Genomic DNA, 26166 nt, shown 5'->3' with positions numbered 1-26166 from the left:
CACGCACGCCAGACCGAGCCAGGCATGCCATCGTGCTCGCGCCCGTCCCGGGTAAAGCTGCTTCGCGCCCGCCATGCGGCCGCCCTGGACTGCCGCGGCGCGCGTCCGCGCGGCAAGCGTTGGCCGGGACGGAGGAATCGCCCCGTGATCGATCGAACAGAGGAATGGCTGGGTAAGACCGTGGAACACGCACGATCACTCCTCCCACGTCCACACGGGCAGCGCACGGCCGATCACCGCCGACGCAGGCAAGAATCCAAAATATCGGCCATCCAGGGAGTCGTCGGACTGCCAGTTCATCAGAAACAGCTCTCCGTCGCCGACGACGCGGCAGCCCTGCCATTTCGGCAGCGGCCGGCCGCGTCCGTCGCGGTCCCGCGCCTCGCCCACCGCCACCTCATCGACCGAAATCGTGAGGCCGGTTCTGCAAACGGTCTGCCCGGGAAGGGCGAGCACGCGCTTCAGCATGGGGACGCCAATGGGCAAATAGCCGTTAAGGTCGAGGAAGGTCGCAAGCGGCTCCGGCGGCTGCACGGCGACCAATTCAGCGACTCGGAATTGGTCCGCCGGCCGGAGGCGGTAGAGACCGATCGGCACGCTCGCGGATGCGTTCCAGATGTAAAGCGGAAGCGGCTCCAGCACGATCGTCGCGATGAGGGCAGCAGCGACCCCAATCGTCACGGCCAACATTATTGGGCGGTCCGTCATCGCATCACCTTTTGGCGATGAAGCCAGGCCTGATGGCGCGCTTTCGTATACGGGCGCGGGTTTTCATTGACGGACAGACGGTTATGAACGTGATGCCAATGATCAGGCGCGACATCAGCGGGATCGATGCCGAATGCCTCAACGGCATCGGTCATCTGCAGCACGCGCTCGACCTTCGGCCAACCGGACAGACGCAGCAAAATTTCTCCGCCGGGTGTCACATAAGGAACGGTCGAGCAGCGCTGTCCCGGAGGGACCGCGCGCAAGATGTCGATCCGCGAAATGATTACCCCAAAGTCGTTGGAGGTCCACCGGATGAAAGCAAAGATGCTGCCGGGCGCAAATGACAGGACGCGCCGGTGGCGATCAAGCTTCCGTTCCTTGACAATGCGACCGAACCGAATCCGGTTTTCAATACGCTTCTCGAGCCACAGCACTTCCACTTCCGTGAGATCGCTCATGCCGCCGCTCCGTGACGCTGGAGTTGGCAACCGTGAGCTTGGGGCTCGGTGGAGAGTGTGTATGGCCTACAAAGGCAGGCTGGCCTGTCGGACGGCCGTTGCCGAGCGCCACCAACTCCGCTTTCGGCCCGGTCCGTTAGAAGAAATCCGAAGGATTTCTGGTTAGTAAAGTTAGAGCGACTGGAAAGCTCGGAGAAACAAGCCCTTAAGGTCGATTCCGGTCCCCGAAAGCACGAGGATCGGGTCCCCGATAGCACGAGGGTTGCGGTCCCCGATAGCACGAGTTGATTCACAGGTTGTCCTCCGAATTTCGAATGAGACCGCGCCGGCGCAGACGTGCCGTTAAGGGATCAAAAGGCTGGCGCGAAGCTGAGTCGCTCGGTGCCATCAGAATCGCGCGTGAGCACGAGCTGGTAGCCGGGCAATGTCTGGCGCTGGACGATCTGACGTAGGTCGTACGCAAAATGCTTGAGCGGCGAGAGGATGCCGGACTTGGCATGGAGGTGCACAAGATCAAAACTCCAGCCGCCGTCCTGGCGTCCACCGTGCTTGCGCACGAGCCTGTAGAGCCACCGCTCAAGCCCGCCCGTGAGCTCGAAATAGGCGCGGTCGATCGTCAGGACGAGGGCATCATCGAGGACTCCAGCGTAGAACCAATCCGGCAGGATCAACTCGATCCCAAATGGCCGACCGTTTGCATCTGCCGTCTCCTTCCATTCGTTAATCCAGGAGAAGCGGTGTCGCCGTCGTTCTGCCGGCTGGCGGATCGATGTCAGCACGGTCGTTGACTGAAGTCTGTCAAGACCAGCCTTCAGGCGGTCATAGTCACGTGCGCTGGTGCCGCGGCCGACAAACGTCAAAATCTCGTAAGGTGTTGCAGCCATCAGGCGCGACGTCTTCAAGCCGGCGTCGCGGGCTTCGACGATCTGGGACGCAGCCCAGATCAGAACATCTGCATCCCAAATGGTCGCCATGCCGTGTTCAGGAACGGCTTCGACCCGAATTGCGATCGCACCAGCTCGGAAATCGATCGGCACGATCCGCTTCGTCTTTGCGAGCGAGAAGAACGGATAAGCCATCAGATCCTGCGCGTCACGGGGCGCAAGATCCCCGGGCAGCGCCCGAAAGAGCTCAAGCTGCTCGCGCTCGGAATGGTGTTTGCGCCGCATGGTCACTGCTCTCACGCGGCGATCAACGACGTTCCTGGCCTGCATAGGGACGCAGGGCCGGATGTCTCTTGGCGGGGAGCACGGTCCCCTTGCCGGGATCGGATGTCGACGTCTTGGCGCCGCGGTCGGCCCACGCTTTCAGGTCATCGACGGCGTAGACAACACGTCCGCCGATCTTCCGATACGTCGGTCCAGTACCATACGTGCGGTGCTTCTCGAGCGTGCGACCGGACAGGCCAAGATAGCGCGCGGCCTCCGGTGTACGCAGGAATCGCGGTGGTAGACCGGCCATTGGATCGGGCATTTGAGGACTCCAGGAGCACATCGCACTACGCCTGGCTATGCCGGCGTGTGTGCGGTCATCATGGAGAAGCAAGATCTCGGAGGGGGATGCCGAATGTTGCGGGTACGATTTTCGGCACCCCTTGGAGTCTGCGCTACTCTGCCCTGCGTCCGGGCCGCAGGAGTTTGCGGTAACCACCGCGCATCAACGCGACGCCGCCTTGCACCAGGCGGATTGCTCGATTGCGCAGGTCATGCGTCTTCCAGGCGCGATCGGGGATTCGCTTTTTGCCGAACAGCGCTTCGGCGATAACGCGATAGCTGCCGCCGGCGCTATGCGCATCGAGCGCGCGGATCGCCACGCTCAGGCGTTCGCGCCGCTGTCTGGATAACTGGTGAAAGGCTGGACCGGGCGGGCGTCCGTTCATCGCGCGCCACAGCCGGCGGGCTGCATACGCACGCGCGTCGAAATCGCCATCAAATGGCAATTCGGCTGCGTATGACGCGCCGAGCACCGGCGGCTCTTTGGACCAGACACGGTGATCTACCGCACCGACGCGCAGCACGATGCCAGCCGTCTGCGGCGCGGCGCACTTGGCCAGCTTTAACTCGAGCAGTGGGAGACTGCCGAGCCGAGATCGGCCGTCAAGGCAACCGGCACCGGAACGACCGCCGCTAGAACCTCGGGCGCCCAATATTTGGTGACCGCGCTTCTTTTGGCGCTTGGTCCCGACCCGCCGCGCTGTTTCGCCGGCGCGGCCAATGTCGGCAAAGTTGCCGGAAATCACGCCGCGCTCACGAGCAGCATCGACCAGCGACAGGAGCCTCGGTGAGCGAGGGTCGATCGGGTGAAGGCGATGGCCGAACCGGGCAAGATTTTTCCGTGTGCCTCGACGAAGGCGGCGATACCAGCCTGCGTCGCCGCTACAAGCGCCGTACCTTCACTCATCCGTCGAGCGATGTCGGCGTACAGCTCCATGCATTGTTGGCCGGCGCCTCCATGGACGTCATCGAGCAAATTGATGGCCGACGCCATTGCTCCATTGAGCGGCAAGCCGCAGGTGATGGACATGCGGCCGACCGCGATCGAGGGCGCTTGCGGTCCGTGATCGACCGCAGCCACAAGAGCGGCTTCAAGCAGAGCGGCATGATCGGGCGACGGGAGGTCGCCGCGCAACAGAAGCCATATCATCTGCGGAAAGCTGACCGAGCCGATCAGCTGCTCGATCGAAAAGCCACGAAAGCGGATGACGCCCGGCTTCATGTCGATAATGTCGGTCGACCACCAATTTGTTGCCTCGGTCAGGAGATCGGCGGGATTGGATTCGGGCATGACCAGGATTTCCTTTTCAAGCGACGCGGACCACGCCGCGGTCCGCCATTTCGTCGATCTGGGCGCGCGTGTAGCCGAGCCGTTCGAGCCATGTCGCCGTGTCGGCGCCGAGCAGCGGGGGAGCGGACGGTTTGGGAAAGCCTTCGTCTAGAAGGAAGCGTGGGCGCGTCACCCGTAGCTGTTGCCCTTCGGTCGGTGCGAGAGGCCGGTTCTCGACGAACCGGCGTTCGACCAGTTGCGGCTGCTGCAGTGCGTCCTGGACTGAGAGCACGCACCCCGCGGGAACGCCGGCGGCGTTGAAAATCTCCTCCCATTCCTCGGCGGATTTCGACTTGAGCGCCTTGTTGATCTCGTCGCTCAGGGCTGCGCGATGCAGGTTGCGCGTGTGGCGTTCACCGAACCGCTCCTCGCTCAGGAGATCGGGTCGTCCGATCAGCTGGCAGAGCTTCTCGAATTGCTTCTGCTCGTTGGCGGAAATGTTGAGCGGACCGGTCTTCGTCTTGAACGTGCCGGATGGCGCCGCCGTGAAATTCTCGTTCCCCATTGGCTCGGGGAGGATGCCGGCGTTGAGGTGGTTAGAGACTACCCAGCCCATTGCCGCCAGAGTCGATTCCAGGAGCGACACATCGATGAACCGACCGCGGCCCGTCGAACGCTGCGCGACCAGCGCCGCCGAGATTGCGAAGGCTGCTGTGATACCGGCCATGGTTCGGAGATCGGAAAGCCGGTGCGCAACGGCGCTGATCGGTGATCGCCGGTTACGCTCATCGCGCCCGAGACACCTTGCACGATCTGGTCGTAGGCGGACCGGTTTGCCCAGGGCCTTCCTGACCGAAGCCGGATATGGCGCAGTAGATCAGCCGGGGATTGCGCTTCGCGAGAACCGCATAGCCGGGGCCGAGCCGCTCCATCACTTTGGGCCGGAAGTTCTCGAGCAGCACGTCGGCCTGATCGACAAGTCGAAGGAATGCATCCCGACCCTCCGGCGATTTCAAGTCGATCGCGATCGATTGTTTACAGGCATTCACCGCAACGAAGTACAGGCCGAACAGGCGCTGTGCCATCGTCGGATCTGCCCCGAGATGGCGAGCCAGATCGCCGCCCTTCGGATTTTCGTCTTGATCACTTCGGCGCCGAGCCGCGCCAAGTTGTAGCCACAGAAGGGTCCAGCGAGCACGTTGGACAGATCGAGGACCCGTACGCCCTCAAGCGGCAAACTCATGGCGATCTCCGTAAGACGTTCAACCCTCGTTCTGTCTGACAGAGCGTTATTCTATTGTGCAGACCTCACGCCCGAGTTCAATGCATGAGTCAAGGCAGTTCTATTGTGAAGAACCCAATACAGGTGGGCTTGCAGGTTGATTTTTGAATTCGCGCGAACTAAGTTCTGTAAAACAGAACCTGCAAGGCGATTTTTGATGACCAGGGACGGCGCGGAGTCGGTCGAGCGCGCACTCAACATCTTGCGCGCCTTCTCCGAAACGCGCCGACAGATGAGCCTGACAGAAATCTCGCAAAGCACCGGCTTGTATAAGAGCACGGTCTTGCGTTTGACCGCATCGCTCGAAGCCTGCGGCTTCGTGCAGAGAGGAGAGGACAAGCTCTACCGGCTCGGACCGGAGTTGTGGCGTCTTGGAGCAATTTACCGGCGCGGCCTCGACCTCGGCGAGTTCATCCGGCCGGTTCTGCGCCGCCTCGTCGATACGACCCAGGAGAGCGCCTCGTTCTATGTCCGCGACGGCGACGAGCGCATCTGCCTGTATCGCCAGAATTCGCCGCGCGCGGTTCGACACCATCTTGAAGAGGGAGAACGGCTCCCGCTCGATCGCGGGGCCGCGGGGCGCGTTCTGCGCGCCTACACGGCGCCGAAGTGGCCGCCAGGAGCGCAGATTCGAGAGGACGGCTTCTATATCTCGTTGGGTGAGCGCGACGCAGACGTCGCCGCCGCTTCGGTGCCGGTCATCGACAATGCAGGCCGGTTGCGCGGCGCCTTGTCTGTATCCGATTTGAGAAGCCGTTTCGATACCAAGGCGCAACACCTGGCGATCGAAGCCATGAAGATGGAGGCTGCGCGACTAGCTGACCACCTGCCTGCATCTGACTGAGTCCGGCGAACAAGCGGCAGATGTCGCGTTAGGGTCACAATGCGAAAAAACTCAGATTGAGCAAATCTGGTCCGCTCTGTTGCGATGAGCGGCGCCCGGGAGACAGAGCGCAGTTTCGTGGATGGGCCAGGCAGCTGCGAATGGCGTTACGCTCTGGGCAGGCTTTTAGCTAAGAAACCCCGTCCGATTTGGTCGGACGGGGCTTGGTGGGGCGCTCTTAATCGCCGTTCTTGCGCGGCCGCGACCACAGAAGGGTGTAGCCCTCACCGCCTTCATCATCGAACAGGTTCGCGTAGATCGGCGCGTTGAACGAGGGGTCGTCGAGCTTGAGCGAGAGGTAGTCGCGGCCTTCCTCGGAACGCTTCGACCAGGCTGCGCCGATCTCCGCACGACCCACGTAGATGCGGTGGCTAGGAGCGTTGTCGTTGGAGCGGTTGGTCTCGGCGACGATGCGGACGCCCTTGGCTCGCAGGCTCAGGGTGACGATTTCGCCCTGGAATTCGTTGCCGACCTTCTTGAAAGAACCGATGTTAGCCATGTCACTTCTCCTGTTGTGTTTCGAGCCCGCGACCACCGCGGCCTCGATGGCGATCTAGGGCCGAGGACGATCGGCGACGCACCCGCTCGGGCCGGAGCGCAGCGGAGGACGTCGTTGTGGCGACTTTCTTGTCTCGCGAGGAATGGGCGAAGCCCAGGGGAAGAAAGTCGCATCAACGGCGTTGCGGCTCAGACGATCGAGGCGAAGCCGGTCTTCGGCCAGATCAAGCCATCAACGAGGCCACGTGCGTCCGCGTGCTGAACCACAATCTTACGGAGAAGCGTAGCTATCTCGGTTTTGATGAACAAGCGGTCGAAACGATTTGGCGCAGAAAGAGAAACAATCTGCTGCAAAGGGCGGAATCGTCTCCCCAAGAACGGATCGAGATAAAACCGCTCCGACGCGGCTGTGTGGGCCAGACCGAATGCCGGCAGCTTGATCGAGGTGTTCCGAGGAGGACGGCCCTTCCCGCGCTCAGGTTTCGATCAGCCTTCCTTTAACGCGCCGATCTACGCGCACCTGTTCGACGGAGGGCGGAAAACGGTCAGCCCCTCGGGCCATGCGGCCATAAGAACGCGTTAGGACGGGTTCTCCACCACCTCACCCGGCTCGAACGGGCGGGGCTTCGCCAACACCATCAAGCGCGTCCATGACGTAAGGCCAATGCAAACTGCGCCCAGGCAAGCGAAGACGTCACGCCCAGCGAGTGAAGGCGCTCCGATCTGGGACAGGGCGAATACCACATGATAGCCGGCGACGGCGGCGGGGACCGCGAATGCTGTCGCGATCGCGATACGCAAGGCGGAAGACCGAGTAGCAGCAAAGGCGACCTGGCCTAGCACGAGCGTCAGCGTACCGCCGGCCGTTGCGATAAGCGGGGTGCCAACGAGGCCGGCGCCGCGCTGATACGCCGTGATCCCGATACTCAGTGCGACGAAAAATGGCAATGCATACACAGCGAGCGTAAAGATCGCCCAGCAGAACAAGCCGATGCCGAGTGTGTTGAGAACAAGCCCAATAGCGAGCATGGTGGTGGCTCCATGTGCATAGATGTACTGGTCGCGCCTTCCACCACCACCACGGCGCAACTCTGGATATGAGACCGAAACGAGGCGGAGTTGCGGCGCGAGCAATTTCGCTTCGATGGAAATCGAGAAGACGGCGCTCACGCGCCGCCGAACCTCCAGACGGGGATGCCGAGGCGCTTCGCCTTATCGGCAAGGTTGTCCTGAATTCCCGTGCCCGGGAAGTGCATGACGCCGATCGGCAGGAGTTCGAGCATGGCGTCGTTGCGCTTGAACGGTGCGGCCTTGGCATGCTTCGTCCAGTCTGGCTTGAAGGCGATCTGAGGTACCTTGCGGGTGGTCGCCCATTTCGAGGCTATCAGTTCAGCGCCCTTCGGGGAGCCACCATGGAGCAGGACCATGTCGGAATGCTTGGCATGAACCTTGTCGAGGCGGTCCCAGATGAGGTTGTGGTCGTTAAAGTCGAGCCCTCCGGTGAGCGCGATCTTCGGCCCAGCGGGCAGCATGACCTCGGTCTCGGCGCGGCGCTTCGCCGCGATGAAGTCGCGGGAGTCGATCATCGCTGCGGTCAGCGTACGATGGTTCACCAGCGTTCCCGATCGGGGGCGCCAGAATGAGCCGGTGTGCGTCTCGAAGCGCTCGATGGCCCGATCACGGAAGAGCTCCAGGCAGTCGCGCCGCTCGATCAATGTGATGCCTTCCGCCGTCACGCGCTCGAGTTCGACGGATCGAACTTCGGAGCCGTCCTGCTCGCGCTGGCTCTTCTGCTGCGCCTGTTCGTTGTCGTCAAGTTGACGCCCGATGCGGTCGACGGCTCGGTGGAACAGGTTGACAGTAGACCAGAGCAGATCGTCAAGGTCCGGCTCGAGCCGCGTGTCGCTCAACGTGGCGACCAGGGCATCGAAGATGTCAGCGACGGCACCGGTAATGATCCTGGCCTCGGGAAGCGGCCGTGGATCGGGCTGGTCGTCGAAGGGGCGGTAACCGAAGAGCTGCAATTCGGCAAGAACATGTTCGGTCGGAGATGCGGCGTGCGGCGGTTCGATGTCGTCGTGGTCGGTCATGGAGGCGATCCTTTGCCGGATCGGCCGCGACCATCGCGGCCTTCGTGGCGATCACTCAGACGGCAGGCGGAACGGGCCAGAACCCGGAGCAGAGCGGAGGGCCGAAGCGCCGCGGAGGATGGCAAAGGCCGGCTATTTTGCTTCGCGATGCAAAGCGCGCCGCTCAGATGGCTAATCGCCGGCGCGCGGCGGAAAATAGCCGGACGCAGCCATTGCCGGCCCGAGCCGCTTGCCGTCCGATCGCCCTCTAGAAGGCCGTGGTCGCGTCCTCTTCCGGCAGTGGCCTTGCTATGACCGAGCTGTCGACCCCGATGGAAGCGCCGGGGCTATTCCGCGGCTACCGTCGGAGAATGCAGGAAGCGCGCGACGTCCTCTGGTACGAGTTGAAGCCGCAAGCGTACTCGGATGGCATCGATCCCGAAGAGGTGCAGATCTTCGTTGAAGTCCCCCAGCCGGGGCGACAGCGGGATCGCTTCAACGCCGACGGCTTCCGCTCGCTGCGTGAGAATCGCCTGTACGGCATCTCCGGCGGCATCGTTATCGCGGGCGATATAGAGCCGACGCAGGCCAGACGGCAGCAACATGGCTGCGAGGTGATTGGCCGAAAGCGCAGCCGCCATGGGCAAGGTCGGCAGTGCGTAACGCAGTGACAGCATGGTCTCGATCCCCTCGCCGGCAGCAAGTACGTCATCGACCACGCCGAAATGAACGGCGTTGCCCAGAAGGTCGCCCATTGCGCGTCGTGGTGTGTCGATCGGAGCCTTGCCGAGCCGCACGCGATCAAAGCCGTCTGGATCTAGCCAGGTGCGATGCACGCCGGTGATCCGTCCCTCGAGGTCCGTGACAGAGCCTATCATCGCCGGCCAGGTTTCGGTCGGCAAATGCTCGTCCGGCCGATAGTAGCAACGCGGGTGGAAGCGGAGGCTGCCACCATGGTGGATGCGGGCTATTCCGCGACGCTGCAAGTACGTTTCAGCCGCCGTCCCCTCGATCGGACTGGATATCGCAAAGAGCCGACGAGCGGCTTCCTGCGATCCGGCCGGCACTACTGGACGAATAGGTTTCTGAGCTGGTTGCTGTTCAGAACGCGGTAGCTTCAGAAAGCGCCTCGCCTCCTCAGCGACCTCGCGAAAGTCTCGCAAGGCCAGACTTTCGCGGATGATGTCGAGGAGATCGCCATGTTCTCCGGTCGCGGCGTCGGTCCATTTCCCAGCGGGTCCCTTCGGCGATTCCTGGAGCCGTACGAACAACGAGCGGCCCGGCGTGTTGTGGACGTCGCCGACCAGCCAGTACCGCCCCGCTCGCCTGCCATTGGAGAGATAGTGTCGGCACACCGCCTCGGCCTCGCGCGAGAGGCGGCGTGCCAGTTCGGAAGCATCGCGGGACATCACGCCGCCTCCCGATCACTGATGCGCGCAACCGGATAGCTGTCGAGTACATTCGACAGGATCTCGACACCGCTCGCGTCCGTGGGCACGAACATGCGCAGCTTCCAGGAGATGATCTCCCCAAAGAGGCCGTAAGCACGGAGGCGATCGCGCATCGTGTCTTTGAATCCCGACAGCTCGATGCGATACGCGCCCATCACCCGGACGCGGCGAAGCTGGAGCCCCTCCGCAAGATCGAGGACGGTCCGTCCCTCCATCAGCGCGGCAAAGGCAGCGCCTGGTGTCAGCGCAGGCGCGTCCGTTGCAAGGACGCTTTCGACCCACGCCGCGGAAACCTTGCGTCCGATGATGCGTTCGCCCGCATCGGTCTGGAGCCGATAGACGCGGGTTGATTCGTTCGGCAGCCGCTTCCAGATCGGGAGCAGCAAGCCCGCCACGACGTGGATCGTGATTTCCGTGAACTCGGGCACCTCCGCAAGTTCCGCCAGCCAGGCCGAGGCAAAGCGTTCACGATCCGCTTCGTCCCAATGGCTTTCTGCCATTATGCTTAGGGCGACCCGGTGCTGCTCCATCGGCCGGATCAGACGGACGCGCCGCTCGATCTCGCCATCATCGAGCATGACGCTCGCCGCAGGGACCTGCACGGCGGCTCGTTCCGAGCGCTCATTGACGAGCAGGACGGCCTGACGATCGGAAAGACGTGCAAGAGCGTCATCCAGACTCACCGGATGATTGCGCTGCCGCTGGGCGACCGTGAGCAGCCGGGTCTCGGCGCCGGTGCCAGGATGGTCATAGATCGTCCGCCGGTCGGCGACGACGAAGCTTTCAGCGCGGAGCGTTTCCAGGCCGACGTCGTAGGTACCCGACGCGACCGCGCCCTCGATCCGAGCGGTCAACAGCTGCTCGAAGGCGGTGAACAGCACATTCTGTAGATCGATAGTGAGTGCCAACAATCTGTTGAGGAAGGTGGTGATCGGCGGCAGGTCATCCCTCAGCCCATTGGCATCCATGAGCTTCAGGCCGGTCGCATCCTCGAACCGTTCGAGCGAACAGCCATCGACTTTGCCTCGCACAAGCAGCGTATAGAGCTGACGCAGCGCGTCACGCCCGTACTGGCTTTCGAGATTGTCCTCGGGCCGGAACAGGCCCTGCCCTCCTGTCTGGCGCTGGCCGCGCGTAATGGCCCCTAACGTGTCGAGCCGTCGGGCAATGGTGCTGAGAAAGCGCTTTTCGGCTTTCACGTCGGTCGCAATGGGACGGAACAGCGGCGGCTGCGCCTGATTGGTCCGGTTTGTGCGGCCGAGCCCCTGAATCGCGGCGTCGGCCTTCCAGCCGGGCTCGAGCAAATAATGGACCCGCAAGCGGCGATTCCGGGCCGAGAGCTCGGCATGGTAGCTCCTCCCCGTGCCGCCTGCGTCGGAGAACACGAGGATACGCTTGAGGTCGTCCATGAAGGCCGATGTCTCAGCGAGATTGGCCGAACCGGCTCGGTTTTCGACCACCAACCGATCGCCCTTACGAATGATGCGGCGCGAGCGGCCGGTCACTTCGGCGACGATGTCGGTGCCGAATTGCTGCACGATTTGATCCAGCGCGCCGGGGACCGGAGGCAGCGAGGCGAGTTTCTCGATGAGGCGGCCGCGTCGTGCGACGGCTTCCCGGCTCTCGACCGGCTGGCCATCGCGATAGACAGGCCGAGAGCAGAGGTTGCCCTCAGAGTCGGCGAATGGTTCGTAGAGCTGGACCGGGAAGGAATGGGCGAGATAGTCGAGCACATACTCGCGCGGGGTGATGTCGACCTGAACGTCGCGCCAGTCTTCGGTCGGGATCTCGGCGAGCCGGCGCTCCATCAGCGCTTCGCCCGTTGAAACAATCTGGATGACAGCGGCATGGCCGGCGGCGAGATCGCGGTCGATCGACCGGATGAGCGACGGCGTCTTCATTGAGGTCAGCAAATGGCCAAAGAAGCGCTGTTTGGCGCTTTCAAAGGCGGATCGGGCCGCGGATTTCGCCTGCCCGTTCAGCGTTCCGGTTTCGCCGGTGATGTTGGCGGCCCGCATCGCCGCGTCGAGGTTGTTATGGATGATGCTGAACGCATCTGCATAGGCGTCGTAGATGCGAACCTGCTCCGGCGTAAGCTGATGCTCGACGAGGTCGTATTCGACGCCTTCATAGGAAAGCGAGCGGGCCGCGTAGAGGCCGAGCGCCTTCAGGTCACGCGCGAGCACCTCCATGGCCGCGACTCCACCCTCCTCGATCGCTTCGACGAATTCGGCGCGTGTGGCGAACGGGAAGTCGGAGCCGCCCCAAAGACCGAGGCGTTGGGCATAAGCGAGGTTGTGGACCGTGGTTGCGCCCGTCGCCGATACATAAACGACGCGAGCATTCGGCAGCGCGTGCTGGAGCCTCAAGCCCGCGCGCCCCTGCTGAGAGGCCGCCTGGTCGCCGCGCTCGCCCTTGCCCCCGACCGCATTCTGCATGGCGTGGCTCTCGTCGAACACGATCACTCCGTCGAAATCGGCGCCCAACCATTCAACGATCTGTCTGACACGCGAAAGCTTTTCGCCACGCTCGTCGGTCCGTAGCGTAGCGTAGGTGGTAAATAGGACGCCTTCCGAGAGCCGGATCGGGGTACCCTGGCGAAACCGCGAAAGCGGCGTAACAAGCAATCGCTCCATGCCCAGCGCGGACCAGTCGCGCTGCGCATCTTCAATCAGCTTGTCGGACTTGCTGATCCAGACCGCACGACGACGGCCCTTGAGCCAGTTGTCGAGCAGGATCCCCGCGACCTGCCGCCCCTTGCCCGCCCCGGTGCCGTCGCCCAAGAACCAGCCACGTCGAAAGCGGACGGCATTCTCTGCGTCGTCGCGTGCTGCCGCCACAACATCAAAGGTCGCGTCGACCGTCCAGGAGCCCGCGACAAACTCGGAATGCGCCTCACCGGCATAAATGACGCTCTCAAGCTGAGCGTCCGACAGAAGTCCATCTGCCACCAGACCCCAAGGGAGGTGCGGCCGGTAGGAAGGCTTCGGTGGCGCAACGGAAGCCATCGCCGCGGATTGCACGAGTTTGGTCGGGTGTGCGCACGATCCAGGAATACGGATCGACTGCAATCCGTACTCCTCGTAAAGCGCATCGGTGAGCCGGGTGCCTTCCGGCGGCGACCATTCGACCGTTTCGTACGTAAGTTCGACGCCTTCTGGCGCGGCGCCTGTCGCAGACGATGAGCGCGTTGCAACAGCGCTGGTCGACCCGGACATGTTTGGCCACCCGATAGCGGAGATCTCCGATGGCGTGGCGACAGGCGTCCTTGTAGGCACATGCTTGGCCACCCAATCAAGCAAGGTAGCGACGTCGGCCGCCATGCCCGGCGAGGCAGGAAAAGCCGTCGGATCGGCAGCGGGCAGCTTGTCGATCACAAGCAGCCTCGTATCCGTCTGAGTGCCATGCTTGGCGTAGATGGCGCCCTCGATCGCCGCAGAAAACACCAATCGCCCGCGTCCCTGGAGCCGCACAAAGGCATCTCGCCATGCCGGGTTATCGGCCGCGAAGCTTGCGCCAGTGATGGCGACGAGGCGCCCACCATCGCAAAGACGCGCGAGCGCCGAAGCGATGTGCCGGAGGGTCGCATCCGCCATCCGTCGATCGACATTCGCCAGGGCCGAGAACGGCGGGTTCATCAGGACGACGCTCGGTGCGACACTCGCATCGAGGTGGTCATCGATCTGAGCAGCATCGAACCGCGTGACGTTACCGCCTGCGAATAGATGTTCGAGCATCCCCGCCCGGGCCTCGGCCAACTCGTTCAACACCAAGGCGCCGCCGGCGAGTTCGGCAAAGATGGCGAGCAAACCGGTGCCCGCCGATGGCTCGAGAACACGATCGGCCGGCGTAATGCCGGCTGCGGCGTATGCTGCCAGCCCGAGCGGGATCGGCGTCGAGAATTGCTGAAGCGCCTGGCTGTCCTCGGAACGCCGCGTGTGGGTCGGCAGACAGCTCGCGATCTTCGCGAGCATCGGCAGCATTGCTGCCGTCGAGCCAGCCTTGGCAAGCATCGCGGGGCCGAACTTGCGAAGGAACAGAACCGTTGCCGCCTCGCAGACGTCATAGGCGGACTTCCAATTCCAGACCCCGGCCGCGTCAGAGGCGCCGAAGGCAGCCTCCATGGCGCTACGCAGAACAGCGGCATCGATGCGCCGCCCGCGTTCGAGTTCGGTCAGGACCTGTCGCGCGGCCCTGACAGCGGCAGAGGTGAGATTTGCAGCGGCACGCATCGAGAGCGGCGCGGCGACAGCGCCGCCGGCGAGAGATTCGGTCATGGCAGGGTTCTTTCGGAGAGCAGGAATGGGGCGAACCATCGGGGGCTCTCCTTTGACGCCGACGGCTCAAACCCTTCCCGGCCCGACTCTCACTCTCAGCCGTTCCCAATAAGAATGGGGACCAGCGCTGCGCACGGACCCCCCAAGCAACCGCGGGACGGCCAAAGCCGTCCCGCTCTGTGATGATCACTCAGCCGCGTCGAGCTGTTGCGGATCTTCGTCGCCGACGGCCTCCTCGTCGACGAGGAATTCGGGCAACGAGCCCGTGCCCTCCTGCTCCACTTGCGCCGCATTGGGATCGACGAGACGCAGCGGCTCCGGCAATCAACCCGAGCCATCCAGCAGGCGCTCGGCCTCCTTGGCCATGTCGGCCTTCTTCAGATGATCGATCAGTTGGGCCCATGACTCGCCCTTGGCTTCTCGCACCGCTTCCAGAATGCGCGGCTTGGTGACCTGGCCGAGATAGTTGTCGACGGTCGGCCGCCAGCCAGCCAGCACCATGTCGAGCCCGACCGCGCGCGCCAGCACATCAGCCTGGTCGAGACGCGTGCGGACACCCTGAGCGGAGACACGGCCCTGATTGTAGCGGTTGGCCGGCTCATACACGGCGTTGGCCGTAAATGATGCACAGTGGGCGAACAGCGATGCCTGTGCACCACCATCGAGTGCTGTCAGCGCATCCCAGAGATCGCTCTCGCTCTTCGGCAACCGTGCCTTCCAGGCCTCATGCCGCGCCTCGACAGCTTTGGCCGAGTTGCTTTCCCTCAGCCCCGGAGCTTGGGCGGGAAAGTTCGGCGTGCGAAGGCTGATCTCAAGACAGCTCCCCGACGACGCGAACCGATAAAAGGCAAGTCAGCACGAAGTTATGCAGCACTGCCTGAAACGCAATGGCTGGATTTTCTGCCAGCGCATCCCGCAATGCCAACGTACGATGCGCCGTCAGCTCGGTGATCAACCGATCCGGCAGAGGTTTGGCGGCGTCCTCATCATCCTCTTCGGCGTCAGCAGCACCACCTGCGACCGCGATGATCGTGCGCTGGACGGAAGGGCCCTCTTCTTGACCTTCGGTCGACGACGTTTCGGCGCCCTGCCCGACATCAGGATCAGTTGCCTGAACCTCGTCCTCTGGCCGGACGTAACCCCGGTCCACGGAAAGGCGTCCTTCGGAATCGATGCTGATGAAGACACCAGCCCGGGCGTCTCGGTCGGATCGTAGTGCATCGGCCGGTCTTCGAACGCCGCCAGCGCTGACTCGATTTCGCCGAGACGCTGATCGACTTCGTTGGGCAATTCGTCGGCATCATGGTAGTCGGTTTCCAGCTTGGCCTGCTCGGCGTTCAGTGCATCGATGGTGGCCTGCTCCTCAGGCGAGAGATTGACAGGCTTGCCTTCGATCTTCCGTAGGCCTGAGTGTGACCGTAGGAGAAGTCTACGGCGACCGATATCCACTTCCAGCCTTCGGCGGTAATCGTCTCAGCCTCGGCCTTGAGCTTCTCGGTTACGAGGCGGTCGAGCAGCACGACGTCCTGAAGCCAGCCGCCGTCGTCGTGCTCGAACAGATCCCGCAGAACGCCGCCAACCCGCGTGCTGAGAGGCATCAAGGCCCACAAATTGGGCGCGGCGATCGGACCCGCGTACGGTGTTCTCGGTGAGCAAGCGCCGGATCTGGTAAGGCTCGTCATAGCCGGAACGGCTGACATTCTGCCAGACTTGCTCCTGGCGGGCGTGATCGGCCGTGACCGAGAACGCCATGAGCTGCTCGAGCATCATGCCGTCTTCGGCATAGACCTCATGCAGCCTCGGCGAGACCGACGCCAGCCGCAGGCGCTGCTTGACGATTGCAGGGTTTACGAAATGGCGCGCGGCAATGTCTTCCTCGCTCATGCCGAGATCGCGCAGTGTCTGGAAGGCCCGAAACTGATCAAGCGGATGCAGGCCGACCCGCTCATCGTTCTCCGCCATCGAATCGTCCGCGGCGATACCCGCTTCACGCACAACGCACGGCACCGCCTGCGTCTTTGACATGCGTTTTTGTTTCATCAGGAGCTCGAGAGCGCGATAGCGCCTGCCGCCCGCCGGCACCTCGAACATGCCGGTCTCGTTGCCATCTGCATCAACAACGGCCCGGACACTCAGACTTTGCAGAAGCGTACGCTGCGCGATGCTCTCGGCTAGCTGCTCGATCGAGACACCGGCCTTGACGCGGCACGACGGGCGGCCGTGAGACTCGCTCGGCTTCCAACCCGTCGCGAACAGCCTCCCCCTCCTCTCACTCTCGCGCAGCCATCAGGCCAAGCATCACGCCGTCTCGTGATCGGCGACAACCGAATCCAGCGACGGAAGCTCAATGGACCCGGGAACGAAGCCGAGCAAATAGTCCACGGCCTTGCTCGCCTGTGAGGCGGCCCGCACGATGGCCCGACTGTCTTCGCGTAGGACTTCAAGCCAGGAGCCGATATAGTCGGCATGGCGCACGGTCGGGACGATCCCGAGCGACGCGCAGCTGAATGCGGAACTCAACTCGGCGACCAGTTCTTCAAAGGCATATTTCTTCGTACCGTAGGATCCGCTCTGGTCGCGATTGAGGCGCGAGGGATGCCCGGTCGCATGACCGAGTTCATGCAACGCGGTACGGTGCCAGTTGATCGGCTCGAAATAGGCCTGCGGCGGCGGGACCTGAACATAGTCTTCGGCTGTTGCGTAGAATGCGCGATCTCCACCAATGCGAAATGGAATTCCGCTGGCCTTGATCAGGGCGTCAACCGTGGGGTCAATCAGGCCAGCCGGCGGTGGCGGCGCAGCGGTTGCGATGCCGTCGGGCAGTTCCTCGCACTGTTCGACGTTGAAAACGGTAAATCGTTTGAGGAATGGAATTGCCTGCGCGTCTTCGCCGGTCTCGGCCGCCCGGCGCTTTTCGTCATTCGGCACGAAACGATCAGCGTACACCACTGTGGTGCCGCGCTCTCCCTTGCGAACGTGGCCGCCGAGCGAGAGCGCCTGACGAAAGGTGAGCCAACTTTGACCGGCAAATCCGCGTTCGATCACGGCTCCCCAGAGGATGAGGATGTTAACGCCACTGTATTGCCGGTTGGTCGACGCGTTTTTCGGCATGGCCAGCGGCGCTTTCGCCGCGGCCGTACCCCAGGGCTGAACCCAGGGGACGCGTCCGGCCTCAAGCTCGGCAATGATCTTGTCGGTGATTTCGTTATAGAGGTTTGCCCGGTCCTGGCCGACGCGCGCGCAAGCAGTAGGGTTCGACATCGCGGGTCTCCGCGACGGGCGCCACGAGCCTCTCTCGCAGCTTGTAACCCGTCACGAAAAACCCAGCCTGTACTCTTACTCTCAGCTTCTAGCGCAATCTGCCTTAGGCCGCAGGCCCGATCAGGCGTGCGCCCAAGGGCCCATCGCCTCAACGGAAAATGGCACCCGGAGAGCGTGAGCATAGCGACCCGAAGGGGCACGCTGGTCCGAGTGCAGCGACGAGACCGGTTCAATAGCGGCACCCGGGAACGGGGCAGTGATAGCGATCGCCGCAGGCGAGCCCCTTTCCCGAGTGCCTCCGGCGAGGAGCACCAAAGCTCTAGCGCGAGGGATCGAAGCCGCAAGGCCGAGACGCTGCGCGGCTCGGTTCACGATAGCCCGGTGTGGCCTTGGCCGCACGCGCCAAAACCTGAGCGAACGTGATGCAGGCAATGATACGAGAACCGCCCGGCATTTTCACAGGGGTCTCACAATTGTGGAAGAGAGGTCTGTGGGCGGAGCGAAAGCGAAGACCACTCGCGGACGCGGCGAAAGAGGCACCCGCAGGAGGGTCAGCATAGCGCCGACGCGTAGCGGCGGGACCCGGGACCGAGTGCAGTCGCGAGACCGGTTAAGAAGGCACCCGACCCGAAGGGCAGTGATAGCGACGCCGGCATGCAATGACGGCGGGCCCGAGGGCGAGTGCCTCCGGCGAGCTACTCAATGCGGATTTACGTCTCCTTGGTATCAATTTTGCTTTTGTGATATCGTCTCACGTGTGCGCATGTCTATGCACGGCGTGGGCTTGTTCACTGAGAGCCAATTCTTACAGAGGACGACATGGCCAAGAAAGCGAAGAAGGCAAAGAAGACCGCGAAGGCAGCTACCAAGAAGGCGGCAAAGAAGACTTCAAAGAAAAAGAAGTAGTCGTATCGGCTACTGATATATTGCCGCCTCCGGGTCGAGACCCGGATGAAAAGCGAGACCTCCCAAAGGATATGAAGCGTCCTTTGCAGCCGTTTGGTATCGCGGCACGCTAAGATAAGGCCGGACCTTTATGCAGGTGGCTGCTGCATAAAGGTCCGGTTTTCGTTTCTGCCCCGCGAGGGCGTGATCTGCTCGTGCGCGACGGATCGAAGCCGCAAGCCCGAGACGCTGCGCGGCTCGGTTCACGAGTGCCCGGTGCGGCGACAGCCGCACGCGCAAAAAGGGCAAGGAGCAACCACCTGAGCTCGGACGTCTGAAGTATCGGAAAACGGTGTTTCCAGGCACGGTTGGATGCAGGACCGCGCCGATCCGCATGCACGAGAGCGGGCCTTCGACATCGCCCGTCGAGATCCGCCAGCAGACGCATCCCGTCAAGAAGCGGAGGCCGCGGTTCGCGACGTGCTGGACTCGATCGGTGATACCTGCCCTGAATGCCCCCTCTGACTGGGCACGCTCCGACGCCAGCCCGTCTCTCCGACTCAGCGGCCTAGCCGTTTCTCCACCTGCTTGCGCGCGTTGCCGACCTTTTTGACGGCCTTTTTCACCGCCGGCGACGACTTTCCTATCTTCTTCGCCTCATACTGCACTTCGTAGTCCTGCCCGCCTGCCACTCTCGCCCGGTCCTGCTTTCGTCCCCGCGCCGTCTTCCTCTTCTTCGCTCCCGCCATGGGTGCCTCCTGTTGTGACATGGAAGCAACGCGACAGGGATTCGCAGGTTCCGGAACGATTCGAACTGTGCCAATTTGAATCGGCTGTAGCGTGGAGTTCTGCAGTGGCATTTCAGCGTAACAAGCCGGCAGCTATCGGCGTCAAGACGCCTTTGCCCGGCTTCATCGAACCGGCCCTGGCATCCTCGACAGAGAAAGTGCCGTCGGGAGAGCGCTGGATTCACGAAATCAAATTCGACGGCTACCGTGTTCAGGTCCATCTGGCCAACGAGACGACGAAGATCTTCACCCGGCGAGGCCATGATTGGACGCATCGCTTCAAGAAGGTCGCTCAAGACGCCTGGCGGATCAAGGCGAACTCGGCGGTAGTGGACGGCGAGATCGTGGTCCCGGCCGCCGACGGCACCACCGATTTCTCGGTCCTGCAGAACGAACTCAGAGGCAAGTCCAAGAGCATCGTGCTCGTAGCGTTCGATCTGCTCTATCTGAACGGCCGAGATATCCGGAAGCTTCCGCTCTTTCAGCGCAAAGCCGAACTCAAGAAGATCCTAACCGGCACCGACATCCAGTTTAGCGAAAGTTTCGAAATAGACGGCCACCAGATGTTTGCGCACGCCTGCAAGCTCGGCCTCGAAGGCGTCATCTCGAAGGTCCGGGGCAGCGCCTATCCGGCGGGACGCACGAACGACTGGGTCAAGAAGACCTGCGTGCAGCGGGAGACGCTGACCATTGCCGGTTTCGCGCTCGATGGAACGAAGTGGGACGGCATCTACGTCGGCCGGCGCAAGGGCGACGATCTGGTATACGCCGGGAAGGTGGACCATGGGTTCGACAAGGCGTCAGCCGTCGACCTTCAGGAGCGCCTGAAGCCGCTGATCCGCAAGACGCAGCCTTATGCAAAGCGGATTGCGCACAAAGGCATCTGGGTCGAGCCCAAGCTGCTGGCGGAGATAGAGTACCGTGCGAAATCAGCTGAGGGGAAACTCCGCCATCCCTTCTTCAGGGGACTTCGGGAGGATCTGTAATGGATGCCTTTGACCGCTTCTGGCAGTGGGCGGAAAAGCCGCTCGATAGTCCGCTGACGATCCCTGCGGAGCTCCATCGAGCGGTGATGGAGCTGTCTCCGGAGGACAGACGGGACCGCGCGAGGTCAACGAATCCGCAGCGCGGGCGGTTTCCGGCCGATAGGTTACAAGCGATTGCTCAGTCTAAGCACGCCCGCTCGAGACGCATCATTCGACATTGACCGGCTTGAATTGGAAAGTATCAGAATTCGCGAAACGGAGTATGATCAGTCATCACCGGCAAAGGCACTCTGCCCGCGGGCACCGGTGACTGAGAGGCCAATCGCGCTCCCGCCTGCAGCAGGAGCCACCAATGTCTCAGGATTCCGAACGTGTCATCCTTGCCCGTCGCCATGTTGCCAGAGGACGTCAGATCGTCGAAAGGCAGCAACGGATGGTCAGCAATGGCGGTGCAAACACTGAGGAAGCCATAAGCTGCTGACTCTATTCGAAGCAACGCAGAACATCTTCGAGGATGATCTGGAGCGCATCTTGCGGGAAGAGCGCAACGGCTAAGGCTGGAGACCTGGCAGTTCAGATTGGCGATTTCCGATCTCGACGGCAAAGCAGGCGTTAATGCTAAGACTCGAGATGGTCACACTTCGAGACCTAACCTCGCGCTCGTCGTAACGCCTCTTCCAGCCGGGCCTTCTTTTTCCCAGCGCGCTTCCTCGTCCCGCGCGCTTTCCTCAAGAACCTCGAGTTGTTGTTGAATATCAGCGGCCTTTTCTTCGTGCTTGCGCGGGCCGCGTCCAAGGCGTCTTGCGCCTTGTCGACGGCGTGCTGCCATCGCTCGCGCTCCTTCTGCCGGGCGGCCTCCTCTTTGGCACGTTCGCGCTCCCGTCGCTTCTGCTCCCTCTCGAAAGCAAGTGCGGCGTCCCGGTCAGCCGCATCATCGTTGGCCCGCTTGGCAGGCTTCCGCGGTGGACGGCGGCCTGTCTTCTTTGAGCTGCCGCTGGCAAGGTCGGTAGGTAACTCCGCATGCTCCCCGAATGGCCCGTCGGAGCCGACAGGTCTCTTCAGAACGACGCCCGGCGCAGCCATGGTCGCCTCGATGACGTCCGGATCGTCGCTGTCCTTTGCCGCGCCCTGGTGGAAGAGATTGCTGTCGGCGCCCCAGGCTTCGAGGGCCCATGGAGGGAGCGGCGATCGCCAGATCGAAAAAAACCCAGCGAAGTCCGGTAGGTCTTGAGTTTTCTCGCCACGCCTCGCTCCCCACCTACCGACTCGATCATTTGATCCGCCGGTCAGTCTACCGCGCAAGCAGGGATACTTTAGATCGAGCGCACAGCGCCGCCTGTCCGGGATCTAATAAGCGACCGCCCCAGCGTCAGTGAAAAGCGCATTCGGATGCGCCCTGGACGCCACGGAGCAGGTCCTGCCCTGTTACGGAAAATAGGCCGGGCTCGTTGGTAGTTCGCTCACGCCGCTTGTTCGTGGGTCACGTAATCCATCGTGACCTTCGCGACGTTGGCGTCGATCCAGGCGGCCATGCGCTCCTCCTCCTTCAACGAAGCTTCCAGCGGAGCTCTGGCGGAATCCATCCCGGCCGCGGGGCAGAGCGCCAGCAGCGACTTGTAGGCAGCGATCTCGAAGTGCTCGAACGCATTATTCGCGAAAGTGTTCTTGAGGATTTCGTCACCCGCCATCGAATGGGCCATCGCCATTGTGTTCGCCGCGATGGATTGGGCCGTGTCCTTGAGACTGGAGGTCGTCTCGCCGCAGGCCTCGAGACACTGCTCAAGCCTCGTTAACTGAGTGTTCGTCTCCTGAAGATGGGCGGCAACCTTTTGCTTCACCTCCGGGTACTCATCCAAGCGCTCCGATTGACGTTCCAGTAGTTCGCGCGCCTGGGTCTCCATCGCATGCGCGTTCCTCAACCCGACCACGAATATATCGCGCGCTGTCTGTGTCATCAGTTCCTCCTGTGCTTTGCTGAAGGCGAGAACATCGCTCATGGAGCTACGTTCCAAATCGCACCCGGCTGCGGCGTCTCTACGCAGCCCTCGACGCGCCCGAGTCCTTGCCGCGATAGGAACAAGGGCGCCGCTAGGTCGTTCGGGCCCTGATTCCCGTTCAACCAAGCCGAGGCTCCCCATGTACCATCACGTCAAGAAACTGATGTTCACCGTCCGCGTCGATGAGCCGGACCCCCGGTTCGGCAACATGCTTCTTGAACAGTTCGGCGGAGCCAACGGCGAACTCGCCGCCGCGATGCAGTATTCTATCCAGGGGCTCAATTGCGAGGATCCGGATCGCAAGGACCTGCTCATGGACATCGGGACCGAGGAGCTGAGCCATCTGGAAGTCGTCGGCACGCTGGCCCGCATGCACCTCAAGCCATCGAAGTTCGACCGTCAGGCAGCCGAAGCCGATCCGCTGATTGCGATCGCGGGCGGCGGCGGGGTGAACCTGTTCAATTCGCAGGGCAACGCCTGGACCGCCGACTACCTCAAGATCACCGGCGAGCTCGACGTCGACCTGCGCAGCAACATCGCCGCCGAGGCCCGCGCCAAGATCGTCTATGAGCGGCTGATCAATTTCACCGAGGATGCCGGTACCAGGGACGCCCTCCAGTTCCTGATGACCCGCGAGATCACCCACATGAAGGCGTTCGCGCTGGCGCTCGAAAGCATGGCCAAGCCGGCCTTCAGCATCGGCCGCATCGCGCCGACACCCGGCCTGGTCGACCAGTTCTTCAATGATTCCACCGGCACCGGCGACCACGGCGAGATCGATACCCGTGGGCCCTGGAACGAGGGTGGCGAATGGGTCTTCACCGAATCGCCCGCGATCCAGGCCGGGGACCCGGGTCCTACGAGCACCATTGTCACGGAAAGCTCGGCGCCCGCGGACGAGGCAGGTCTCGGCGACCTGCTCATGGACGAACTCCGCGACCTCCTGCATGCCGAGAAGCAGTTGACTAAGGCGCTTCCCAAGATGGCCGAGGCAGCGCGCTACGACCAATTGCGCGAATTGTTCGAGCAGCATCTCGCCGAGACCGAAGCCCAGATCGAACGCATCAACGAATGCTTCGAACTGCTCGGCAAGTCGGCCCGCGCCAAGCCCTGCAAGGGCATGATGGGGCTCATCGAGGAAGGCGAGGAGATCATCGCAGAGGGTGAAGAGAAGGAAGACGCCGCCGCCGACCTGACGCTGATCGGAGCCGCGCAGCGCGTCGAGCACTATGAGATCGCAGGCTACACCACCGCCCGCAACATCGCGCAGCAGCTTCGCCACAGTGCCGTCGTCGCTCTGCTGTCGAAGTCTCTGGCGGAGGAGGAGAATGCCGACCAACTGCTGAACCAGGTCGCACGGTCGCTGATGTCGGTCGCGAAGATGCCTGCCGCGATCGAACAGGCGCAGTAACCCAGCCAGCGTGCACCGGCTGCCGATCCAATCCCGGCGGCGGATGATGCGAGTTCGAAAGCAGGATCCAAGTGGTGAAGCCGTCGAAGGGTAAACTTCATGAGGAACGCTGAGCTTTATCTCGAAATCGCAAGCCACTATCGAGCAGCGATGCTGAAAGCGCCGGATCCGTTCTCGAGGTGGCACTTGGAAATTCTTGAACGCAGCTACCGCATGGTGGGCGAGAGCGAGACCCTGCTGGAACGATCATCGGGCTTCGCGCGAACGCTCGTACAATCCGCGCCCCGGTCCGCGGAGCGTCCACAGATGCTGCTGCGCATTGTCCCGCCAGCCGCTACCGGGCCCAAATCGGGCGATCTTTGAGGGAGCTCACTCGTTCTCATCCTTGCCGGCCTGCGAAGTGTTGGCGCGCCGTTCGTAGTCCTCCGCCAGCGCGTTGAGCCGCGCGGCGGTTTCCTGATCGTTGATCGAAGCCGCGAGGCGGCGACACCTTCGGGCCTCAGCCAGCAGTCGGGCTTTCTCGTCTTCCATGGCGATCCAATCCACTTCTCGCGGCCCGGTTGCGCCTGGATAACGAACGATTACCATGAAACGTAAGATCCCGAACACCACGTGAAGCGACCCTTGCCCGGTCGCGGCATCCTGCCGCGGCCGCAAACCTGCCGTTAAGCCCTTGGTGGGACCTTGCGCGAAAAGGAGCTCGCTTCCCGTTGTGGGCGGCGGCTTTCGTGGCGCTGGCCTGCGTCGCCATTCTGGCGCTGAGCGGATGGCGCGAATGGGAAGCGCGCCAAGTCGAGTTGCGCAATGCCGAAGTCGATATGGCCAATCTCGCCCAGTCGCTGACGCAGCACGCCGAGGATACGTTCAAACTCGCCGATACCATCCTTGCCGGCATAGTCGACCGGATGGAGGTCGGCGGAACGAGCCCGGCCGCCGTTACGAAGATCCAGACCTTCCTGCAGGCCCGCAAGTACAACAGACAACGCGTCCGCGGCATTTTCGTCTACGGCGAAACCGGCCGGTGGCTCGCCACGACCGAAGACATTGACTTCGCGAGCCTTAACAACAGCGACCGTGACTACTTCCAGCACCATCGTGCCTCGGCGGACCGCGGGACGTTGATCGGCCGGCCGGTGAAGAGCCGGTCCGGCGGCCAGTGGATCATCACCGCATCCCGCCGTTTCAATCGTCCCGACGGCAGCTTCGCGGGCGTGGTGCTGACGAGCGTCGACCTCGCTTATTTCATGCAGTTCTACCGGCGCTTCGACATCGGGCCCAATGGCGCGGTCGCGCTGCTGAATGCCGACGGCACCATGCTGACCCGAAGTCGCGACGAGGACGGTGCCTACGTTGGGCGCGACATGTCGGGTTCGCCGCTGTTTCGGACCATGGGCCACCGGCCGGACGCCGGCGCCTATTATTTCAAGTCGCCGCTGGACGGGCAGGAGCGACTGAGCTTCTACCAAAAAAGCAGCCGCTATCATCTGTCGCGCCAATCATCGCCGGAAGAAGGAGATCTGGGTCGAGACGGCGCTGCGGTCACCCGGTTGTCGGAAACCCGTGAGATCGATGGCGTGGTGGCGATCTCACGCGACATGACCGAGCAGAAGGATCTCCAGGACAAATTGGCCGCGCTCGCCACGTCCGACGGGGCTCACCGGCATCGCCAACCGCCGTCATTTCGACGAGCGGCTCGCGGAAGAACGGGCGCGCGCCAAGCGCGACGGCACCCCGCTTTCGTTACTGCTGGTGGACGTCGATCACTTCAAGAAGTTCAACGACCAATATGGCCACCAGGCCGGCGATGCCTGCCTGCGCGCGCTCGTGCGGATCCTCTCCGCCCGGGTCCGCCGCCCCTCGGATCTTGCCGCGGGCTACGGCGGCGAGGAGTTCGTCCTGCTTTTGCCGAACACGGACGCGGAGGGCTGCGAGCTCGTCGCCGAGAATGTGCGCCGGGCGCTCCGCAAACGTCGGCATGCTGCACGCTTTGAACCCGCCGTGGGTCACCTGGCCGCGCACCAAAAGCGCCTGAGTCAGAGCGGTCAGAGGTTCCGAGAGCCACCGAGTTCCACCAACGCCGGTCGCATTGAAGCGGAGCCCGTCCAATCGTACAGACGGAGAACCGCCACGCTGATGAGGCAATCGAATTGAAGGATCGCGAGACGACACCCGAAGCCAGGGCCGACAAGTCGTGTCCGCGCGGCAGCCGCAAGTTCGAACTTGTCTGGTCTCTCCTCAATCCAGCCTCAATCCAGGTGCCGGTCGTACCGTTCTGAGGTTCGAATGCCGTTGCCGGGAGCGGACCTGGTCCGAGTGAATGGGCGTATCCTTTCCGTTGCAGTGCATCCAAGATGTGCGTCCCGATTCACATGCGTTATGGCTGGCGACCTTCCGATGATGGTAGTCGACTCTCATGGCTGACGTAGCGAACAAGCGGCGCCGGCGC

At 62.7% G+C, this 26166-nt stretch carries 21 protein-coding genes and 4 pseudogenes; 6 read left to right on the top strand and 19 right to left on the bottom strand.

Annotated features, from left to right (window positions below; genetic code table 11):
• Positions 1–195: 195 nt before the first annotated feature.
• The 8 genes and pseudogenes from BRAD3257_RS07140 to BRAD3257_RS41665 all read right to left on the bottom strand — a co-directional run bounded on the left by BRAD3257_RS07140 (position 196) and on the right by BRAD3257_RS41665 (position 5175).
• Positions 196–708: a S26 family signal peptidase gene (locus BRAD3257_RS07140; RefSeq protein ID WP_122401264.1), complete on the bottom strand. Its 513-nt coding sequence runs from the start codon at positions 706–708 to the stop codon at positions 196–198.
• Positions 705–1169 (bottom strand): DUF2840 domain-containing protein, encoded by a 465-nt coding sequence (locus BRAD3257_RS07135; protein ID WP_122401263.1) that lies wholly within the window; start codon positions 1167–1169, stop codon positions 705–707. The genes BRAD3257_RS07140 and BRAD3257_RS07135 overlap by 4 nt, the downstream gene beginning before the upstream one ends.
• A gap of 289 nt (positions 1170–1458) precedes the next feature.
• Positions 1459–2338, bottom strand: a pseudogene (locus tag BRAD3257_RS07130) (replication initiator protein A).
• 22 nt (positions 2339–2360) lie between these two features.
• Positions 2361–2642, bottom strand: a complete 282-nt coding sequence (locus BRAD3257_RS07125) for a helix-turn-helix transcriptional regulator (protein WP_122401262.1) — start codon at positions 2640–2642, stop codon at positions 2361–2363.
• 133 nt (positions 2643–2775) lie between these two features.
• Positions 2776–3408, bottom strand: a complete 633-nt coding sequence (locus BRAD3257_RS40755) for a DUF2285 domain-containing protein (RefSeq protein ID WP_244607875.1) — start codon at positions 3406–3408, stop codon at positions 2776–2778.
• Positions 3405–3953 (bottom strand): citrate/2-methylcitrate synthase, encoded by a 549-nt coding sequence (locus BRAD3257_RS07115; protein ID WP_197711527.1) that lies wholly within the window; start codon positions 3951–3953, stop codon positions 3405–3407. Before BRAD3257_RS07115 ends, BRAD3257_RS40755 begins: the two co-directional genes overlap by 4 nt.
• Before the next feature lie 16 nt (positions 3954–3969).
• Positions 3970–5017: pseudogene (locus BRAD3257_RS41890) on the bottom strand (CaiB/BaiF CoA transferase family protein).
• Positions 4978–5175: a CoA transferase gene (locus BRAD3257_RS41665; RefSeq protein ID WP_283809939.1), complete on the bottom strand. Its 198-nt coding sequence runs from the start codon at positions 5173–5175 to the stop codon at positions 4978–4980. Before BRAD3257_RS41665 ends, BRAD3257_RS41890 begins: the two are co-directional and overlap by 40 nt.
• A gap of 196 nt (positions 5176–5371) precedes the next feature.
• Here BRAD3257_RS41665 and BRAD3257_RS07105 point away from each other — a divergent pair, with 196 nt between their 5' ends.
• A complete protein-coding gene (locus tag BRAD3257_RS07105; protein ID WP_122401261.1) occupies positions 5372–6058 on the top strand; it encodes an IclR family transcriptional regulator in 687 nt (228 codons plus the stop codon).
• A 217-nt stretch (positions 6059–6275) separates the two neighbouring features.
• On the opposite strand, the gene BRAD3257_RS07100 is transcribed toward BRAD3257_RS07105, so the two are convergent.
• The 8 genes and pseudogenes from BRAD3257_RS07100 to BRAD3257_RS07050 all read right to left on the bottom strand — a co-directional run bounded on the left by BRAD3257_RS07100 (position 6276) and on the right by BRAD3257_RS07050 (position 19287).
• On the bottom strand, positions 6276–6596 hold the full coding sequence (locus BRAD3257_RS07100; RefSeq protein WP_122401260.1) for a DUF736 domain-containing protein: 321 nt from the start codon (positions 6594–6596) through the stop codon (positions 6276–6278).
• 578 nt (positions 6597–7174) lie between these two features.
• Positions 7175–7765 (bottom strand): hypothetical protein, encoded by a 591-nt coding sequence (locus BRAD3257_RS07090; protein ID WP_244607874.1) that lies wholly within the window; start codon positions 7763–7765, stop codon positions 7175–7177.
• The gene (locus tag BRAD3257_RS07085) at positions 7762–8685 is read right to left on the bottom strand and encodes a DUF2493 domain-containing protein (RefSeq protein WP_122401259.1); all 924 of its coding nucleotides are present in this window, start codon (positions 8683–8685) and stop codon (positions 7762–7764) included. Before BRAD3257_RS07085 ends, BRAD3257_RS07090 begins: the two co-directional genes overlap by 4 nt.
• Before the next feature lie 326 nt (positions 8686–9011).
• Positions 9012–10073, bottom strand: coding sequence for a DUF7146 domain-containing protein (locus tag BRAD3257_RS07080; protein WP_122401258.1), 1062 nt, complete (start codon positions 10071–10073; stop codon positions 9012–9014).
• Complete coding sequence (locus tag BRAD3257_RS07075) at positions 10073–14392, bottom strand: strawberry notch-like NTP hydrolase domain-containing protein (RefSeq protein ID WP_122401257.1); 4320 nt, start codon at positions 14390–14392, stop codon at positions 10073–10075. Before BRAD3257_RS07075 ends, BRAD3257_RS07080 begins: the two co-directional genes overlap by 1 nt.
• A gap of 186 nt (positions 14393–14578) precedes the next feature.
• Positions 14579–16597 (bottom strand): annotated as a pseudogene (locus BRAD3257_RS40030) (ParB/RepB/Spo0J family partition protein); the annotation flags it as partial.
• Positions 16598–16690: 93 nt separating this feature from the next.
• The gene (locus tag BRAD3257_RS07055; protein WP_122401256.1) at positions 16691–17653 is read right to left on the bottom strand and encodes an ArdC family protein; all 963 of its coding nucleotides are present in this window, start codon (positions 17651–17653) and stop codon (positions 16691–16693) included.
• 1445 nt (positions 17654–19098) lie between these two features.
• Positions 19099–19287: a DUF3606 domain-containing protein gene (locus BRAD3257_RS07050; RefSeq protein WP_122406414.1), complete on the bottom strand. Its 189-nt coding sequence runs from the start codon at positions 19285–19287 to the stop codon at positions 19099–19101.
• A gap of 104 nt (positions 19288–19391) precedes the next feature.
• On the opposite strand from BRAD3257_RS07050, the gene ligD reads away from it, so the two are divergent.
• Positions 19392–20312, top strand: a complete 921-nt coding sequence (gene ligD, locus BRAD3257_RS07045) for a non-homologous end-joining DNA ligase (RefSeq protein ID WP_122401255.1) — start codon at positions 19392–19394, stop codon at positions 20310–20312.
• A gap of 648 nt (positions 20313–20960) precedes the next feature.
• Here the strand turns inward: ligD and BRAD3257_RS07035 are convergent.
• Together BRAD3257_RS07035 and BRAD3257_RS07030 are read right to left on the bottom strand one after the other, a co-directional pair.
• Positions 20961–21395, bottom strand: coding sequence for a cell envelope biogenesis protein TolA (locus BRAD3257_RS07035; RefSeq protein ID WP_347338418.1), 435 nt, complete (start codon positions 21393–21395; stop codon positions 20961–20963).
• A gap of 377 nt (positions 21396–21772) precedes the next feature.
• A complete protein-coding gene (locus BRAD3257_RS07030) occupies positions 21773–22267 on the bottom strand; it encodes a ferritin-like domain-containing protein (protein ID WP_122406413.1) in 495 nt (164 codons plus the stop codon).
• A 181-nt stretch (positions 22268–22448) separates the two neighbouring features.
• On the opposite strand from BRAD3257_RS07030, the gene BRAD3257_RS07025 reads away from it, so the two are divergent.
• Both BRAD3257_RS07025 and BRAD3257_RS07020 read left to right on the top strand, forming a co-directional pair.
• Complete coding sequence (locus BRAD3257_RS07025) at positions 22449–23720, top strand: DUF892 family protein (protein WP_122401253.1); 1272 nt, start codon at positions 22449–22451, stop codon at positions 23718–23720.
• A 99-nt stretch (positions 23721–23819) separates the two neighbouring features.
• The gene (locus tag BRAD3257_RS07020) at positions 23820–24083 is read left to right on the top strand and encodes a hypothetical protein (RefSeq protein ID WP_122401252.1); all 264 of its coding nucleotides are present in this window, start codon (positions 23820–23822) and stop codon (positions 24081–24083) included.
• A gap of 6 nt (positions 24084–24089) precedes the next feature.
• Here BRAD3257_RS07020 and BRAD3257_RS39610 read toward each other — a convergent pair whose 3' ends face one another.
• Entirely contained in the window at positions 24090–24251 is a 162-nt protein-coding gene (locus BRAD3257_RS39610) for a hypothetical protein (protein ID WP_160118754.1), read from the bottom strand.
• Between the two features lie 287 nt (positions 24252–24538).
• Here BRAD3257_RS39610 and BRAD3257_RS40750 point away from each other — a divergent pair.
• Positions 24539–25147: pseudogene (locus tag BRAD3257_RS40750) on the top strand (cache domain-containing protein); the annotation flags it as partial.
• Positions 25148–25331: 184 nt separating this feature from the next.
• Positions 25332–25871, top strand: a complete 540-nt coding sequence (locus BRAD3257_RS40745; protein WP_122401250.1) for a diguanylate cyclase — start codon at positions 25332–25334, stop codon at positions 25869–25871.
• Positions 25872–26166 lie beyond the last annotated feature (295 nt).

This window comes from Bradyrhizobium vignae (genome assembly GCF_900324035.1).
In the GTDB taxonomy this organism is placed as follows: domain Bacteria; phylum Pseudomonadota; class Alphaproteobacteria; order Rhizobiales; family Xanthobacteraceae; genus Bradyrhizobium; species Bradyrhizobium vignae.
The sequence above is the reverse complement of the archived record's forward strand: the minus strand, read 5'-3'. Positions and strand labels throughout refer to the sequence as shown.